The sequence below is a fragment of the Curtobacterium sp. MCBA15_007 genome (genome assembly GCF_001864905.1).
Classification (GTDB): Bacteria; Actinomycetota; Actinomycetes; order Actinomycetales; family Microbacteriaceae; genus Curtobacterium; species Curtobacterium poinsettiae.
Genome location: NZ_MJGM01000022.1, coordinates 1 through 15,371, shown reverse-complemented (window position 1 = coordinate 15,371; position 15,371 = coordinate 1). Strand labels below are relative to the sequence as shown.

14 protein-coding genes and 1 tRNA gene are annotated in these 15,371 nt (G+C 71.7%); 10 read left to right on the top strand and 5 right to left on the bottom strand.

Features of this window, described 5'->3' with window-relative positions:
* The first annotated feature begins 61 nt into the window (after positions 1-61).
* Positions 62-135, top strand: a tRNA-Leu gene (locus BIU95_RS10610).
* A gap of 117 nt (positions 136-252) precedes the next feature.
* Positions 253-1,593 (top strand): threonine/serine exporter family protein, encoded by a 1,341-nt coding sequence (locus tag BIU95_RS10605; RefSeq protein ID WP_083389336.1) that lies wholly within the window; start codon positions 253-255, stop codon positions 1,591-1,593.
* A gap of 115 nt (positions 1,594-1,708) precedes the next feature.
* Here BIU95_RS10605 and BIU95_RS10600 read toward each other — a convergent pair whose 3' ends face one another.
* Positions 1,709-4,147 (bottom strand): Ig-like domain-containing protein, encoded by a 2,439-nt coding sequence (locus tag BIU95_RS10600; protein WP_139179748.1) that lies wholly within the window; start codon positions 4,145-4,147, stop codon positions 1,709-1,711.
* Between the two features lie 218 nt (positions 4,148-4,365).
* Between BIU95_RS10600 and BIU95_RS10595 the strand changes: the two genes are divergently transcribed.
* Positions 4,366-4,947 carry a LemA family protein gene (locus tag BIU95_RS10595; RefSeq protein WP_017886744.1) on the top strand — a complete coding sequence of 194 codons (582 nt, stop codon included), beginning with the start codon at positions 4,366-4,368 and terminating at the stop codon, positions 4,945-4,947.
* A gap of 19 nt (positions 4,948-4,966) precedes the next feature.
* Entirely contained in the window at positions 4,967-5,869 is a 903-nt protein-coding gene (locus BIU95_RS10590) for a M48 family metalloprotease (protein WP_017886743.1), read from the top strand.
* A 4-nt stretch (positions 5,870-5,873) separates the two neighbouring features.
* On the opposite strand, the gene BIU95_RS10585 is transcribed toward BIU95_RS10590, so the two are convergent.
* Positions 5,874-7,169 (bottom strand): winged helix-turn-helix domain-containing protein, encoded by a 1,296-nt coding sequence (locus BIU95_RS10585; protein ID WP_017886742.1) that lies wholly within the window; start codon positions 7,167-7,169, stop codon positions 5,874-5,876.
* A gap of 92 nt (positions 7,170-7,261) precedes the next feature.
* Here BIU95_RS10585 and BIU95_RS10580 point away from each other — a divergent pair, with 92 nt between their 5' ends.
* Positions 7,262-8,521, top strand: coding sequence for an AI-2E family transporter (locus BIU95_RS10580; RefSeq protein WP_042537710.1), 1,260 nt, complete (start codon positions 7,262-7,264; stop codon positions 8,519-8,521).
* Between the two features lie 48 nt (positions 8,522-8,569).
* Entirely contained in the window at positions 8,570-9,829 is a 1,260-nt protein-coding gene (gene ilvA, locus BIU95_RS10575) for a threonine ammonia-lyase (RefSeq protein ID WP_017886740.1), read from the top strand.
* 148 nt (positions 9,830-9,977) lie between these two features.
* Here the strand turns inward: ilvA and greA are convergent, their stop codons facing one another.
* Positions 9,978-10,466, bottom strand: a complete 489-nt coding sequence (gene greA / locus BIU95_RS10570; RefSeq protein WP_017886739.1) for a transcription elongation factor GreA — start codon at positions 10,464-10,466, stop codon at positions 9,978-9,980.
* Positions 10,467-10,537: 71 nt separating this feature from the next.
* A complete protein-coding gene (locus BIU95_RS10565) occupies positions 10,538-11,029 on the bottom strand; it encodes a DUF4307 domain-containing protein (RefSeq protein ID WP_017886738.1) in 492 nt (163 codons plus the stop codon).
* 19 nt (positions 11,030-11,048) lie between these two features.
* Between BIU95_RS10565 and mca the strand changes: the two genes are divergently transcribed.
* The gene (gene mca, locus BIU95_RS10560) at positions 11,049-11,939 is read left to right on the top strand and encodes a mycothiol conjugate amidase Mca (RefSeq protein ID WP_139179747.1); all 891 of its coding nucleotides are present in this window, start codon (positions 11,049-11,051) and stop codon (positions 11,937-11,939) included.
* Positions 11,936-12,241: a hypothetical protein gene (locus tag BIU95_RS10555; protein ID WP_052481660.1), complete on the top strand. Its 306-nt coding sequence runs from the start codon at positions 11,936-11,938 to the stop codon at positions 12,239-12,241. The genes mca and BIU95_RS10555 overlap by 4 nt, the downstream gene beginning before the upstream one ends.
* Before the next feature lie 111 nt (positions 12,242-12,352).
* Here BIU95_RS10555 and BIU95_RS10550 read toward each other — a convergent pair whose 3' ends face one another.
* Entirely contained in the window at positions 12,353-13,060 is a 708-nt protein-coding gene (locus BIU95_RS10550) for a hemolysin III family protein (protein ID WP_042537844.1), read from the bottom strand.
* Positions 13,061-13,157: 97 nt separating this feature from the next.
* Between BIU95_RS10550 and BIU95_RS10545 the strand changes: the two genes are divergently transcribed.
* Positions 13,158-13,943, top strand: a complete 786-nt coding sequence (locus BIU95_RS10545) for an isoprenyl transferase (protein ID WP_031259495.1) — start codon at positions 13,158-13,160, stop codon at positions 13,941-13,943.
* A 164-nt stretch (positions 13,944-14,107) separates the two neighbouring features.
* A complete protein-coding gene (locus tag BIU95_RS10540; protein ID WP_042537708.1) occupies positions 14,108-15,217 on the top strand; it encodes an aminotransferase class V-fold PLP-dependent enzyme in 1,110 nt (369 codons plus the stop codon).
* The last annotated feature ends 154 nt before the right edge of the window (positions 15,218-15,371 follow it).

The following is a 15,371-nucleotide window of genomic DNA, read 5'->3' as shown; positions in this document are numbered from 1 at the left end:
ACGAAGGCGGTCACCCCGTGCGGGGTGACCGCCTTCGTGCATCGGTAGGCTGTTGCGGCCCGCCCCCGTGGCCCAATCGGTAGAGGCACGCGACTTAAAATCGCTGAGTTGTGGGTTCGAGTCCCACCGGGGGTACCGACTTCGAGAACCGACACACGACGTACAATCGCTGAGTTGTGGGTTCGAGTCCCACCGGGGGTACCAATTACCGCGCACCCCGCGGAACCCGCGCGACCAGTAGCATCGACGATCGTGGTCGGACTCGGAAGCGCACTCGCCAACCTGCAGAACGCCCTCCGCCGACCGGAGGCCCACGTCGAGGTCGTCGACGGCGAGAGCGTCCCGGTCGGCATGCTCCTCGGCACCCTCGGTGCGCTGCTCCTGGACGCCGGTAGCTCCGTCACCGACGTCCGGTCGGCGCTCGAGAAGGCCCGGGATGCCGCCGGGGTCGGACCGACGCTCGCGATCGGCGTCCTGCCCGCCCTGGTGATGGTGAGCGAGGTCTCCACCGGCGCCGCCACCATCGTCAACGCCGAGGGCATCGAACTGTCCTCCCGCCAGGCGGCTCGTGCGAACCGCGTGGTGCTCGGGCTCGAGAGCGGCTCCATCGCCCTCGCCGAGATCCCCGCCCGCGTCCGGGCCATCCGCGTCGGCACCGTCCCGCCGCCCGCCCTGCCGTGGATCCTCGGCAACGCCCTGACCTCGGCCGGCCTGGCCGTCGTGTTCCGCTGCCCGTGGTGGGCGATCGTCCTGGCGCTCGTCGTCGGTGGGCTGGTCGGGGTGATCGGCCTGGTCCTCCGGCGCTTCCGCGAGGCCGTTGCGATCATCCCGTTCCTGGCCGCGTTCGTGTCGACGGCCATCGTCGGCCTCGTCGCCGCGGGTGCCGGGTTCGAGCAGGTCCCGCTCTTCGCCGTGTGCGCTCCGGTGGCGGTGTTCGTCCCCGGCGCCCTCATCACCAATGCCCTGCTCGAACTCACCGCCGCGGACATCGTCACCGGGTCGTCGCGACTGGTGCAGGGCCTCATCATGCTCGGCTTCATGGCCGCCGGCATCGCGTCGGGCAGTGCCCTGACCGGGCTGCACGTGGACCCGTCGTCGGCGGCGCTCGTGGGCGAGGTCGCGGGCGTCGGCACGGACCTGGCCGGCTGGGAGGCCGTGCCGGTCTACTGGGTCTCGTGGGTGGCGGTCGTGGTGCTCGCGGTCGGACTCGGCCTGGTGTTCCGGTCCGGGTGGCGCCTGACGCTCGTGTCGGTGGCGGTCATGGTCACCGCCTACGCCGTGGTGAGCGGGACGACGCCGCTCTGGGGCAGTGTCGTCGCGACCGGCGCCGCAGCGGCGCTGCTCTTCGTCGCGACACGGTTGCTCGAGCGGCTGGTGCCGGCGATCCCGGCGACGGTGTCGTTCTTCCCGGCGTTCCTGCTGCTCGTGCCGGGGACGGTCGGGCTGGTGGCGGTGGCCACCTTCGACCCCGAGGCGCTCGCCACTCCGCTCGCGACCTTCGTCAGCCTGTGCATCGGGACGAAGATCGGCGGGCTCCTGCCCGGCCTCTTCGCCCGCAACGCGCCCCGGCGCGCGGTGGACGCGACCGGCTGACGGACGGCAGGCGCGGGGCGGCGTCACCACGGGCCTCCAGGCCGTCGCCGTCCGAGCGCCGTCCGAGCACCGTCGTGACGCGACCAGTGGACCCGGTCGGGAGGCCCGGCTCGTTTCAGACGCGCGCCGCGCGCCGCTCGGTGCGCAGCCAGACCAGGGCCGCGATCGCGGCCGCCACGCACGCTGCGGCGATCCCGACGAGCAGTACCGGGGCAGCGTGCGTCCCGGTGGTCCCCGAGTAGACGGCCGTGGTCAGCGCCACGGCGACCACCGCGAGCGCGACGTACCGACCGCGCGAAGCGGCGAGCAGCGCGCTGCCGGCGGACCCGGTGACGGGCAGCAGGGTCGCGACCACGGCACCCAGGCCGCCGACGCACAGCGTGATGGCGAACTCCGACCCGAGCGACACCCAGAAGCCCCCGCCGGCGAGCAGGCTGTGCAGCACCCAGCCGACCGCCGCGAGACCGAGCAGGGCCAGCACCCGCCAGGTCGCTCCCCGGGCGCTCGCGGCGATCCCGGTGCCGAGGCGGAGCGGGCCGGTGCCCAGACCGGGCCTGCCCGACGGGACGAGTACGACGCCGACGATGAGGGCGGGGGAGAGGTCTGCCACGCGCGTGATGCCGCAGGCCACGAGCGCCGCGAGCACCAGCCACGGCGACACCCGGAAGCCGATGGTCCGGTGGTCGGTGCCCGCTGCCCACCGTGTGGCGAACACGACCGCGGCGGTCAGGACCGCGGTACCGGCGAGGACCGCGATCGCCAGACGGGCGTACCGGGCCTCGAGCTCGACACCGACGCCGAGCAGGGTGCAGAGGGCCGCGATGGACACCGCGATGGTGATGGATGCCCAGGTCGGCAGGACGTCGTCGCCCCGGGCACGGTCGGACCGGGAGCGGTTGCGGCCGAGGAGCCCGGCGAACGGCGACCGGAGACGGCCGCGGGCGACGGCGGCCACCAGCGCCAGCGGCGCGGCGATCAACAGGAGGAACCCGGCTGCGACGGCGGTGGCGACCAGGACGGTCCGCCACGAGAACGCGGCCTGGATGGTCGGGACGGTGCCGTCGTAGGAGGTCGCCGCGGTCCAGTCGCCGGCGGGGCCGGACCAGTCGGTGTGTCCTCCGGCGCTGCCGACGCCGGCCGGGCTACCGGTGCCGGAGCCACTGCCACTGCCACTGCCACTGCCACTGCCGCTGCCTGAGCCACCGCCGGCCGTGGGGCCGTTGCCACCGTTGCCGTGGTTGCCGCTGTCCGTTCCGGTGCCGGTGCCGGTGCCGGGCGTGCCAGCGCCGGGCGTGCCATCGACGCCGGTGCCCGCCGTGCCGGGGGTGCCCGCCGTCGCGTCGGAGCCCGGCGTCGGCCCTCCGGGGCCCCCCGGGGTGTCCGTCGCGCCCGGGGTCGGTGTGCCGGTCGGCGCCGTCGTCGCGGATCCCGCCGTGACCCGCACGGCGGCCGAGGACTGGGAGTAGTTGCCCGCAGCGTCGTGCTGCGTCGCGGTGAGCCGGTGCTCGCCGGCGCGCAGGGTCGATCCCGCGGTGGAGCACGACCACGAGGCGTCCGTCCCCACCACCACGCCGCACACCGGAGCACGATCGACGTACACCGTCACGCGAGCGCCGGGCTCGCCGGTGCCGGTCACCGTCGTCGACCGGGTGCCGATCCGCTGGCCGTCGTCCGGCGTCGTGATGCGCGGGGCAGCCGGTGCGGTGCGGTCGACCGTGACCGTCACGGGCGCCGATGCCGCGCTCCGCAGGTCGGACCGGTAGCCGCGCGCGGTACTGGCCGTCTGCGAGGCGGTCACGGTGAACCGGCCGTCCGCTCGGGTGCCGAGTGCTGCGACCCACCGACCGTCCGGGCCGACCAGGGCGGTCTGCTCGGTCGTGGACCCGGACACCGACAGCGTCACCGTCGATCCGGGGAACCCGGTGCCGGACACGGTGCCGCCGGTGGGGCCGGCAGCCTGCAGGGTCGGCGGGACGATGACGTCCGAGGCCGGAGCGTTCGCGACGGGGAGTCCGGTGGCGACGAGGTCACGCACCGTGAAGACCTGCTGCGGGCCGGACCGGACGGTGCCGAGGCATGCCCAGGATCCGTCGGACCCCACCCGGGCCGTGCACCCGGACGAACCGGTCGCGGTCGGACCGGACACCCGGACGCTGTGCCCCGGCGTGCCGGTGCCGTGGAAGCGGGTGGTGCCCGTCGTGACGTCACCGGGATCCGCGATCGTGGGCCGCACGGCCGGACGCGTGGGGGTCGGCAACGGAGCGCCCGGTCGGCCCGTGCTCGGCGGCGCGATCTCGCTCGGATCGGGACTCGCCGTCGGCTCGGCCGTGGGCGGGGACGCGTCGGTGGGAGCCGCTGCGGCTCGGGGTTCCGCAGCCGCGGCGGCCTGGGGCTCCGCAGTCACGGCGACCGCGACGGCCGGTGCTGCCGCGGCACCGAGGAGGGCCGCGACGAGGACCGTCGTCGCCGCTGCGAGCAGGGCGAAGCGGGGTCGACGACGAGGGCCGTCGCCCCCGACGGCCCCTTCGTCCACGTTGTCCCCGCGCGTGTTCACCGGACCCATCCCACGGGATCGAGCGCCTCTGGTCAATACACCTCGCGGATGAGGTTGCGGATCGGGCAGCAGTCCGAATGCGCGGTGTGCGTGACTCGGGAATCGGCCGTGAACACTGCTCAGCGAACGGAGCATGCAGACTGCATCGATAGACTTCACGACGGCCGTTCAGGCCATCGCAGCACCGCGGATCCCGACGCGCAAAGGAGTACGCCCGCATGGACACCGGACTCGTCACGACGCTCATCGTCGTCGGAGTGGTGGTGGTCATCCTGGTGATCATCGGGATCTACCTCTGGGTGACGTACAACGCCCTCGTCACGCTCAAGGTCCGGGTCGACGAAGCCTGGAGCGACATCTCGGTGCAGCTGAAGCGCCGCGCCGACCTCATCCCCACGATCGTCGACACCGTCAAGGGGTACGCCACGCACGAGAAGGCGGTCTTCGACGACGTGACGAAGGCCCGCGCCGAGACCCTGTCGGCCGGTGACGCAGACACGGCCTCCGCTGCCGAGGGACACATGCAGAAGGCACTGAAGAGCGTCTTCGCGGTGGCCGAGGGGTACCCGCAGTTGCAGTCGAGCCAGAACTTCCTGCAGCTGCAGTCCGAGCTCGTCGACACCGAGGACAAGATCCAGGCCGCTCGACGGTTCTACAACGGTGGCGTGCGCGAGCTGAACACGAAGATCCGGGTGTTCCCGAACTCCACGTTCGCGAAGAACCGCGGCTTCACCGAGGCCACGTTCTTCGAGACGAACGAGCCGGCGGCCATCGCCGAGCCGCCGCGCGTCCAGTTCTGACCCCAGCGTCGGAGCCGACGTGTACAGCGCCATCGCGCGGAACAAGCGGAACACCGTCGTCATCGTCCTGGTGTTCCTGCTGATCATCGGTGCGCTCGGGTTCCTCGGCGGGTACCTCGCCGGGAACGTCTCGATCGGGTTCATCGTCCTGGTGGTCGCACTGGGCTACGCCGTGCTGCAGTACTTCCTGGCGGCACGACAGGCCACCGCCATCGCGGGTGGGATCGAGATCGACCGGGCCGCCGAGCCGCGACTCTGGCGCACCGTCGAGAACCTGGCCATCTCGACCGGCATGCCGATGCCCCGGGTGTTCGTCATCCCCGACCCCGCCCCGAACGCCTTCGCCACCGGGCGGGACCCCGAGCACGCGGTCGTCGCGGCGACGACCGGGCTGCTCGAGCTCATGGACGACCAGGAGCTGCAGGGCGTGATGGCGCACGAGCTCGGGCACGTCCGCAACTACGACATCCGGGTGTCCACGATGGTCTTCGGTCTCGTCGTGGCCGTCGGATTCATCGCCGACATCCTGCTCCGCATCTCGGTCTTCAGCGGTCTGTCCGGCGGGCGGAACCGCAACTCGGACAACGGCGGCAGCGCCAACCCGGTCCTGTTGATCGCCGGCATCGCCGCCGTCGTCGTGGCCCCGATCGCCGCGGCGGGCGTGCAAGCCGCGGTGTCCCGGCAGCGCGAGTACCTGGCGGACGCGACGGGCGTGATGACCACGCGGTACCCCGAGGGCCTGGCGCGGGCGCTCGAGAAGCTCGGGGCGTACGGCCGTCCGGTGCAGACGCAGAACTCCTCGATGGCGCACCTGTGGATCGCCGACCCGATGCGCCCCGGGGTGATGGACCGGCTGTTCTCGACGCACCCGCCGCTGCCCGACCGCATCGCTCGTCTGCGCGCGAACGCCGAGCGGTTCTGACGGGTCAGCGAGCGTCACCAGCGTCGTCGACTGCCGCGTCCTGCTCGGCACGCGCGACCGGCTGAGCCGCATCCGTGTCGTCCGCGGACACGTGCGGCACCAGGGGGAGACCGAGCGCTCCGGCAACGGCAGGTGCTGCGGTGCCACGATCGGTCACCTCGATCGCCCCCAGGCCCTGCCAGCTCGCGGTCCGCCGCAGGGTCTCGGCGAGTCGCTCGGGGTCCAGGTGCTCGCCGGGTTCCTGCCACGCGGTCCGGACCCGGAGCACGCCCCGCTGCCGGTCGCTCTTCAGGTCGATCCGACCGACGAGCCGGTCGTCCTGCAGCACCGGGAGCACGTAGTAGCCGAACACCCGCTTCGGCGCCGGCGTGTAGATCTCGATCCGGTAGTGGAAGCCGTACATCCGCTCGGCCCGCCGTCGGAACCAGACGACCGGGTCGAAGGGGCTCAGCACCGCGTCCGCCGTCAGCTGCCGGGGTACCCGCGCATCGGCGTGGAGCCAGGCCCGCTCGCCCCAGCCCTCGACCCGCACCGGGACGAGTTCCCCGGCGGCGGCGAGTGCGGCGATCGCGGCGGCGGTGTCGTCGGAGCGCAGTCGGTAGTAGTCCGCGATGTCCGCTCGGGTGCCGACACCGAGCGCGCGCGATGCCCGACGCACGAGTTCGAGCACGGCGTCGGCGCGTGCCGGAGCGGTCTCGAGGAAGCCGTCGGGCAGCACCTGCTCGGGCAGGGCGTAGACGCGCTCGAACCCGGCGCGTCCGGCGCTGACCGTCTCGCCCCACCGGAACATCTGCTCGAGCCCGAGCTTCACGTCGCTCCACCCCCACCAGGGGCCACGTCGCACGTTCGACTCGTGCTCCACCGCGCTGGCGGGCATCGGCCCCTCGGCCCGCAGCAGGGCGTGCAGCTCGCGGCGGACGGCAGCGGTCCGGGTGACCCCGTCGATCCGGGTCGGTCCGGCGTCGCGCTCCCGCAGGGCGTCCATCCGCCACCGGAACAGCCGCAGGTCGTCGCGGGGGATGAACGCGGCCTCGTGCGCCCAGTACTCGGTGTACGGGCCGGACCGCCCGAGCGTCAGCCGGTCGAGCGTCGACCGGTCGTAGGTGCCGAGCCGGGCGAAGAGCGGCAGGTAGTGGCTGCGTTCGAACACGTTGACGGAGTCGATCTGCAGCAGCCCGAGCCGCCCGAACGCGGGGTTCACCGCACGTGTCGACACCGCGTCGGCGGGTGGTCGTCCGAACCCCTGTGCGGCGAGTGCGACCCGACGGGCCTCGGCGGCGGAGAGCGTCGACCTGGGCATGCGGCGACGCTACCGAAGGCCGCCGACACGAGGATCCATGCACGTATGCCGCATCTGGCACCTGACCGGAAGCACGTCGGTACAATCAGGCCATGGCATGGGGAAGCAAGCAGACTCATCCCGACCCCGTGGTCGAGGAATCGGTCCCGATCGGCGTCCGCATCGCCGGTGCGTGGTCGTGGCGAGCGCTCGTCGTCGTGGGTGTGATCGCCGTCTTCATCTGGCTGGTCACGGTCTTCAGCGAAATCCTCATCCCCTTCCTGGTCGGGATCGTCGTCTCGGCGCTCCTGGTGCCGATCTCGAACTGGCTGCAGCGCCACCACGTGCCGAAGTGGCTCGCGGTCGTCATGAGCCTGCTCGGCGGCGTCGCGGCCCTGGGTGCCCTGGTCTGGCTCGTCGTCGACCAGGTGATCGCGTCGTACCCGTCCCTGCGTGACCGGACGATCGACCAGTACGCCAACATCAAGGACTTCGTCCTGAACTCCGGGTTCGGCATCAGCCAGACCGACGTCAACGGCTGGCTCGACGACGGCACGAAGTGGCTGCAGGACAACTCCGCGTCGATCCTGTCCGGTGTCGCCAGTGCCGGGTCGGGTGCAACCCATGCGTTCGCAGCGCTCTTCATCACCCTGTTCACCACGATCTTCCTGCTGATCGACGGCAAGAACGTCTGGCGCTGGTCCGTCCGGCTGTTCCCGAAGAAGGCGCGCGCAGCGGTCGACGGCGCCGGTGTCGCCGGCTGGATCACCCTGACGAGCTTCATCCGGGTGCAGATCTTCGTCGCCTTCGTCGACGCGGTCGGCATCGGCCTGGGGTCCTTCATCGTCGGGCTCTTCTTCGGTGGCATGCCGCTCGTGATCCCGATCGCGGCCTTCGTCTTCCTCGGCGCCTTCATCCCGGTCGTCGGCGCCATCGTCACGGGCTTCTTGGCGGTGTTCGTCGCACTGATCTTCAACGGCCCCCTCGCCGCCGTCCTGGTGCTCGGTGTCGTGCTCCTCGTGCAGCAGATCGAGGGGCACATCCTGCAGCCCCTCGTCATGGGCAACGCGGTCAAGGTCCACCCGCTCGCGGTCGTCCTCGGCGTCACCGCGGCGTCGGGTCTCGCCGGCATCGCCGGAGCGTTCTTCGCCGTGCCGCTGATCGCGACGCTGAACGCCATGGTCACCACCATCGCGAGCGGCCGCTGGCGCCGGCTCGACTCCGACCACGTACTCGAAGCGACGCCGAAGCGCGGGCAGCACGGCCAGATCCAGTTGCTCCGGCGGCGCCGGCACAAGGTCGGCGACGACGTCCCGGCCCCGGGTGTCGACGCCGGTCCCTCGGCCGAAGAAGGCACCGCCAGCACCAACTGAGCGTCACACGAGTTCGCCGCCGCGGCTCGGAACGACGATGATGGGGGAGTGACCGACACCAGCGCATCCCCGCACACGCTCACCGCGATCCCGACCCTCGCGGACATCGAAGCGGCGCGCGAGACCATCAAGGGCGTCGCGCGAGTCACCCCGATGGAGACGTCGCAGTTCCTCGCCGAACTGCTCGGGTCCCCGGTGCACCTGAAGTGCGAGAACCTGCAGCGCACCGGTGCGTACAAGGTACGCGGTGCCTACAACCGGCTCTCCACCCTGTCCGCCGAACAACGTGCCAAGGGCGTCGTCGCCGCCAGTGCCGGCAACCACGCGCAGGGCGTCGCGCTCGCTGCGCGCGAGCTCGGGATCCCCGCGACGATCTTCACGCCGGTCGGGGTCGCCCTGCCGAAGCTGCAGGCCACCCGCCACTACGGCGCCGACGTCGTGCTGCGGGGCCACTCCGTGGAAGAAGCGTTGAGCGCCGCGAAGGACTTCGCCGCCCACACCGGTGCCGTGTTCATCCCGCCGTTCGACCACCCGGCCGTCATCGCGGGGCAGGGCACGCTCGGCCTCGAGATCATCGATCAGGTGCCGGACGTCGACACCGTGGTGGTGCCGATCGGTGGCGGCGGTGTCATCTCCGGCATCGCACTCGCGGTCAAGGGCATGGCCGAACGGCTCGGTCGGCCGATCCGGGTGATCGGCGTGCAGGCCGAGAACGCCGCTGCCTACCCGTCGTCGATCCGCGCCGGTGAACCCGTCACGATCACCACGAAGCCGACCATCTCCGACGGGATCGCGGTGGCGCGGCCCGGCGACCTGAACTTCCCGATCATCCGCGACCTGGTCGACGACATCGTCACCGTCTCGGACGACGACACCGCCCGCGCCCTGCTCGTCCTGCTCGAGCGCGCCAAGCTCGTGGTCGAGGCCGCGGGGGCCGTCGGCGTCGCCGCGATCATGTCCGGCGCCGTCCGCGACACCGGCCGCACCGTGGTGCTGCTGAGCGGCGGCAACATCGACCCGCTGATGATGGAGCGCGTGATCACCCGCGGTCTCGTGGCAGCGTCCCGGTACATCGGGATCCGCATCATGCTGCCGGACCGCCCGGGCCAGCTGTCCCGCGTCGCCCAGGTCATCTCGGACGCCGGCGCGAACGTGGTCGAGGTGCTGCACACCCGCCACGGGCAGGGCCTGGTCATCAACGAGGTCGCGCTCGACCTGTCGATCGAGGCCCGCGGCCCCGAGCACGCGCAAGAGGTCATCCAGCGTCTGCACGAGGTCGGGTTCCGCCCCGAGCTCCTGGAGCACTAGTCCGCGACGGGCTGACGCGACGATGTCGCTGTCGTCCGACAGCGTTCATGTCGTTCCGCGTCCGCCCCGCGCCCTGGGCGCGACCAGCGGACAGACAGGAGGCCCGTGGCGGTCTCGCCACGGGCCTCCTGTCTGCAGTGGGCCGGGTCTACGGCTCGTAGCGCTCGATCTTGACGACCTCGACGGCGATCTCCTTGCCGTTCGGCGCCGTGTAGGTGGCCTTGTCGCCGGCCTTGAGGCCGACGATGGCCGCGCCGACGGGGCTGACCGGGCTGTAGACCGTCAGGTCCGAGCCCTCGGCCACGATCTCGCGGCTGCCGACCAGGAAGGTGGACTCGTCGCCGGCGATGACCGCCGTGACGACGGTGCCCGGCTCGACGGTGCCGTCGAACTCGGCTTCGCTGACGGTGGCGTGCTTGAGGAGCTCGGTGAGGACGCGGATGCGGGCCTCGATCTTGCCCTGCTCGTCCTTGGCGGCGTGGTAGCCGCCGTTCTCCTTGAGGTCGCCCTCTTCGCGAGCGGCCTCGATGCGGCGCGCGATCTCGGCACGGCCCTCGCCGCTCAGCTCGTCGAGCTCCGCCTTGAGACGGTCGTGCGCCTCCTGGGTCAGCCAGGTGACCTGCGTGTCGTTGCTCATGTTCTGTCCCTTCGACCATGAAAAAACGAGACCGGCCGAGTGGTCGGTCTCGAGAGGCGAATCAGGACAGTCTAGGGAATCCAGCAGTCGTGGATCAACCCGGTCACGCCCCGCGTCGTCGTGGTGACCTGCGTGGAGATGCTCCGACTGCGCTGTTCGGACGCCGGCACGGTGATCTCCTTCCAGCCCACGATCGAGTAGCTCTTGTCGAGCACCTGGACGGCGCACTTCGCCTCGACGCCCGGATCGACGGACACCTGCGAGTGGACGACGGTGCTGTGCTCGGACAGGACCTCGTACCCGATGACGTCCTGGTCGAGGCCACGATCGGACTGGTCGAGCCCCGCCCAGATCACCCACGCCCCGAAGACCACGACGACCGCGATGGCCGCGACGATCGCGAAGAGGCGGCTGCGGCGCTTGCGGGCCGGGGTGCGGCCGTAGCGCTCGTCGAGCGTGGCGGTCTGGTGCTGTTCGGACAGTTCGGGGCTCCCGGGGTGGATATCCTGATCCCAGGGTAGTTCACGCGATGCTGTGCGCTGCCCGCGTCCGACGCCGCTCACCCGCAGTGAGGAACCCCACGTGCCCTACCGCCTGCTGGCAGTCCACGCCCACCCCGACGACGAGTCGAGCAAGGGTGCCGCGACCGCCGCGAAGTACGTGGCCGACGGGCACCAGGTGCTCGTCGTGTCCTGCACCGGCGGCGAGGCCGGCGACATCCTGAACGACCAGCTCGGCGAGCCGGCGACGAGCCGTGCGCACCGCGACATGGCCGGGTACCGCCGCACCGAGATGGCCGCGGCGCAGCAGGCACTCGGCATCGACCACCTGTGGCTCGGGTACCACGACTCGGGGTTGCCCGACGCCGAGAAGGGCGAGACGGTGCGGCCGGGCACGTTCTCGACGGTCCCGCTCGAGTACAGCACCGAGGCGCTGGTCCGCGTGATCCGCCGGTTCCGCCCCCACGTGCTCGTCACCTACGACGAGAACGGCGGCTACCCGCACCCCGACCACATCCGCACGCACGAGGTGTCGATGGCCGCGTGGTCCGCCGCCGCAGACCCGTCGGCGTACCCGACCGCCGGTGCACCCTGGTCGATCGCGAAGCTCTACTACGAGCGCACGATGAACCCGCGCCGCTTCAGCACGATCTTCGAAGCCCTGCAGGAGCGCGACCCGGACAGCCCCGCAGTCGAGCAGCTGCGCGAGTGGGTCGAGCGGTTCGCCGACCGGCCCGACCTCGCCACCACCCACGTGGACGTGCACGAGTACTTCGACCAGCGTGACGCCGCACTCCGCGCGCACGCCAGCCAGGTCGCACCGGACAGCGCCTTCTTCTACTGGCCGAACGACCTCCTCGCGACGGTGTGGCCGACCGAGGACTACCAGCTCGTGGAGGCACGCGTGCCGACCGAGCTCCCGGAGACCGACCTGTTCGCCGGGATCCCAGCCGACAAGGAACCGACCTCGTGAGCACCATCGCGGCGGCACTCGCCGCCACCCCCAGTCCCAGCCCCTCGGTCGTCCCCGACGTCGACGTCACCCCGGGTGTCGTCGGGTTCATCGCGATCGCGCTCGTCGCCGTCGTGACGATCCTGCTCGTCGTCGACATGACCCGGCGCATCCGCCGGACCCGCTACCGCGCCGAGGTGCGGGAGCGGCTCGAGGCCGAGGCGAACGGCACCGCGGGTGACGGCACCGCGACGGACGAGCCGGAGCGGCGTGTGGCCGAAGACGGCCGGGCCGACGTCGGCGACGACACCGAGCGCGGCTGACGCGACCGGGTAGGGACTGGAGGCCCGTGGCGGCATCGCCACGGGCCTCCAGTCGGCCTTGTGCGCGCGCCGACCGGAATCGGGCGCGGGCGCACCAGGAACGTGCGACGGTCAGCGCACCGGGTCCAGCGCGACGATGAGCACGCCGACCCACTGCGCACCGAACGCCACGACGGTCAGGGCGTGGAACACCTCGTGGAACCCGAACTGCGTCGGCACCGGGTTCGGCCGCTTGAAGCCGTAGACCAGCGCGCCGATGATGTACGCGACGCCGCCGGACAGGATGAGCACGGTCATCGGGACGCTCGCCGCGAAGAACTGCGGTAGCAGCGCCAGGGCAGCACACCCGAGCACCAGGTAGATCGGCACGTACAGCCAGCGGGGCGCGTTGATCCAGAGCACCCGGAACGCGATGCCGAGCGCTGCGCCCGACCACATCACCCACAGCACGACGACCATCAGCGTGTGCGGCAGGGCGCAGATCGCGATCGGTGTGTAGGTGCCGGCGATGAGCAGCAGGATGTTCGTGTGGTCGATGCGCTTCAGCACGGCCTTCACCTTCGGTCCCCACGGGAACCGGTGGTAGGTCGCCGAGACGCCGAACATCGCCAGCGACGTCGCCATGAACACCGCACTGCCGACCTTCGCCGCGGTGCTGTCGGCGAGGGTGATCAGGACGACCCCCATCGCGATCGCGAACGGGAACGCGCCGAGGTGGATCCAGCCGCGCCAGGCGGGACGGGGCTCCGACGTGGGGGCCGTCGCCTCTTCCGTGAACGGGACGTGGGGGAGGGTGCCGGTCTCGTGCTCGTCCTGCATGGACCCGACCATAGGGCCTGATCCCGAACGACCGCCACGTGTCCGCAGAGCGGGCACCCCCAGGGCTCTCGTCCAGGTGGTGCACTACGCTCGGTGCGTGACCGGGACGGCGGGATGGACAGGGCGGGGGATCCTCTACCGCGCCTACCAGCGCCGGATCCGCCGCCAGCTCGAAGGGGCCGCGAAGCCCAAGCACGTCGCCATGATCGTGGACGGCAACCGCCGCTGGGCGAAGCAGCTCGGGCTCGAGTCCGCCGCACACGGCCACCGCGCCGGCGCCGCGAAGATCCCGGAGTTCCTGACCTGGTGCGACGACCTCGGCATCGAGGTCGTGACGCTCTACCTGCTGTCCGCCGACAACCTGACGGGTCGTGGCGGCGAAGAGCTCGAGGAACTCGTCGGGATCATCGCCGACCTCGCCGGGGTGCTGGCCGACAACCGTGACTGGCGCGTGCAGCACGTCGGCTCGAACGAGGGGCTGCCGGACAACCTGGTGACCGCGCTCGAACGGGCCGAGCAGCGCACCGCCGGACGCACGGGGCTGCACGTCAACCTGGCCGTCGGGTACGGGGGCCGTCGCGAGATCGCGGACGCCATGCGCAGCATCGTGCAGTCGCACGGCGCGGGTGGCGGCACCATCGACACCCTGGCAGAGGTGCTGACGCCGGAGCTCATCGGCGACCACCTGTACACGCAGGGCCAGCCGGACCCCGACCTGGTGATCCGGACCTCGGGCGAGCAGCGGCTGTCCGACTTCATGCTGTGGCAGAGCGCGCACAGCGAGTTCTACTTCGTCGAGGCGTTCTACCCGGACCTGCGCGAGGTCGACTTCCTCCGTGCGGTCCGCGACTTCGGGCTCCGCTCGCGTCGCTTCGGCGGCTGAGCGTCGCTTCGTCCGTTGAGCGTCGCTTCGGCGGCCGAGCGCGGCTGAGTGCGGTCGGGCGCGGCTGGTCGCCCAGCCACCAGCCACCTGCCGCACCGGGTTCGTCGGCGGAGCCACGTCCCAGTAGGCTCTCAGGGTTGAACCCTGTGAAAGGTGCACCACCTGTGAACATCGACGAGTACGCCGCCGGCTTCTCCGAAGACCCCGGTTACCTCGACCACGCTGCGTTCGGCCCCGTGCAGACCGCCGTGCTCGAGGAGCAGCGCGTGCTCGGCACGATCCAGGCCCACATGCGATTCGGCGCGATGGAGACCCTCGACGAGCAGGACGCCCGCGTCCGCGCCGTCGCCGCGCGGCTGGTCGGCCGCCGCGAGGACCAGGTCGTCTCGCAGGCCGCCACGACCCCCGGCCTGCTGCACACCGCCTTCGGCCTGACCGGGGGTGTGCTCGTGTCCGCCGACGAGTACCCGTCGCTGCCGCTCGCACTGGCCAGCGCCGCGTCGGCCACCGGCGGCCGCGTGCAGCCCGTCGTCATCGAGTCGGGTGCCGGCTGGGTGACGCCGGAGCTGATCCGTGAGCGCCTGACCGACGAGGTGACCGCCGTCGCGGTGTCGCTGGTCGACTGGCGCACCGGCTACCTGACCGACCTCGCCGCCATTCGCGAGGTCATCGGCGACCGCCTGCTCATCGTCGACGCCATCCAGGGTTTCGGTGTCGTCGACGCCCCGTACGAGGTCGCCGACGTGGTCGCCACCGGCGGGCAGAAGTGGCTGCACGCCGGGTGGGGCACCGGGTTCGTGGCCTTCAGTGACCGCGCCCTGAACCGGATCCGTCCGGCGCTGTCCGGTCCGCACGGCACGTCCGGCTGGCCGACCGAGGTCCCCGCCGTCCGTCCGGCAGCCGCCGGCTTCCAGATGTCCCGCATCGACCCGGTCGCGCAGGCCCGTCTCGCGGTGTCGCTCGAGCGCCTCACCGCCGTCGGTGTCGCCGCCGTGCAGGAGCGAGTCGCCGACCGCGTCGAGCGTGTCTTCGCGATCGCCGACGAGTTCGGGCTCGAGGTCGAGTCCAGCCGCGACCCGGCAGAGCGCGCCGGCATCGTGGTGCTCCGGCCGACGCAGGGGCGAGTGACCGCCCTGTCCGCGGCGATGCACAACCACGGCGTCACCGCGACCACGCGGCTCGGGGTCGCGCGCGTGTCGGTGTTCCCGTCGACCACCGACGAGACCCTCGACATGTTCCGCGACGCCTGCGTCTCGTACGCCACCATGCAGTAGCAGCGCGGCGCCGCGCTGCGGGTCGGCGGCCCACGCGCGGTCACGACACCCCGCTCACGTCCGCCGGGTGGTCACCACCTGTCGGCTGGCGCCGCAGCGGCCGACAGTTCGTGACCAGTCGACGCGGCGCGCGCGACGAGTCGCGACCAACGGA

What these genes read in the sequence shown, in the direction of transcription:
- BIU95_RS10595 (WP_017886744.1), top strand. Translation starts at nt 4,366, where the DNA reads ATGGACACCGGACTCGTCACGACGCTCATCGTCGTCGGAGTGGTGGTG.
- BIU95_RS10585 (WP_017886742.1), bottom strand. Translation starts at nt 7,169, where the DNA reads ATGCCCAGGTCGACGCTCTCCGCCGCCGAGGCCCGTCGGGTCGCACTC.
- BIU95_RS10580 (WP_042537710.1), top strand. Translation starts at nt 7,262, where the DNA reads ATGGCATGGGGAAGCAAGCAGACTCATCCCGACCCCGTGGTCGAGGAA.
- greA (WP_017886739.1), bottom strand. Translation starts at nt 10,466, where the DNA reads ATGAGCAACGACACGCAGGTCACCTGGCTGACCCAGGAGGCGCACGAC.
- BIU95_RS10550 (WP_042537844.1), bottom strand. Translation starts at nt 13,060, where the DNA reads ATGCAGGACGAGCACGAGACCGGCACCCTCCCCCACGTCCCGTTCACG.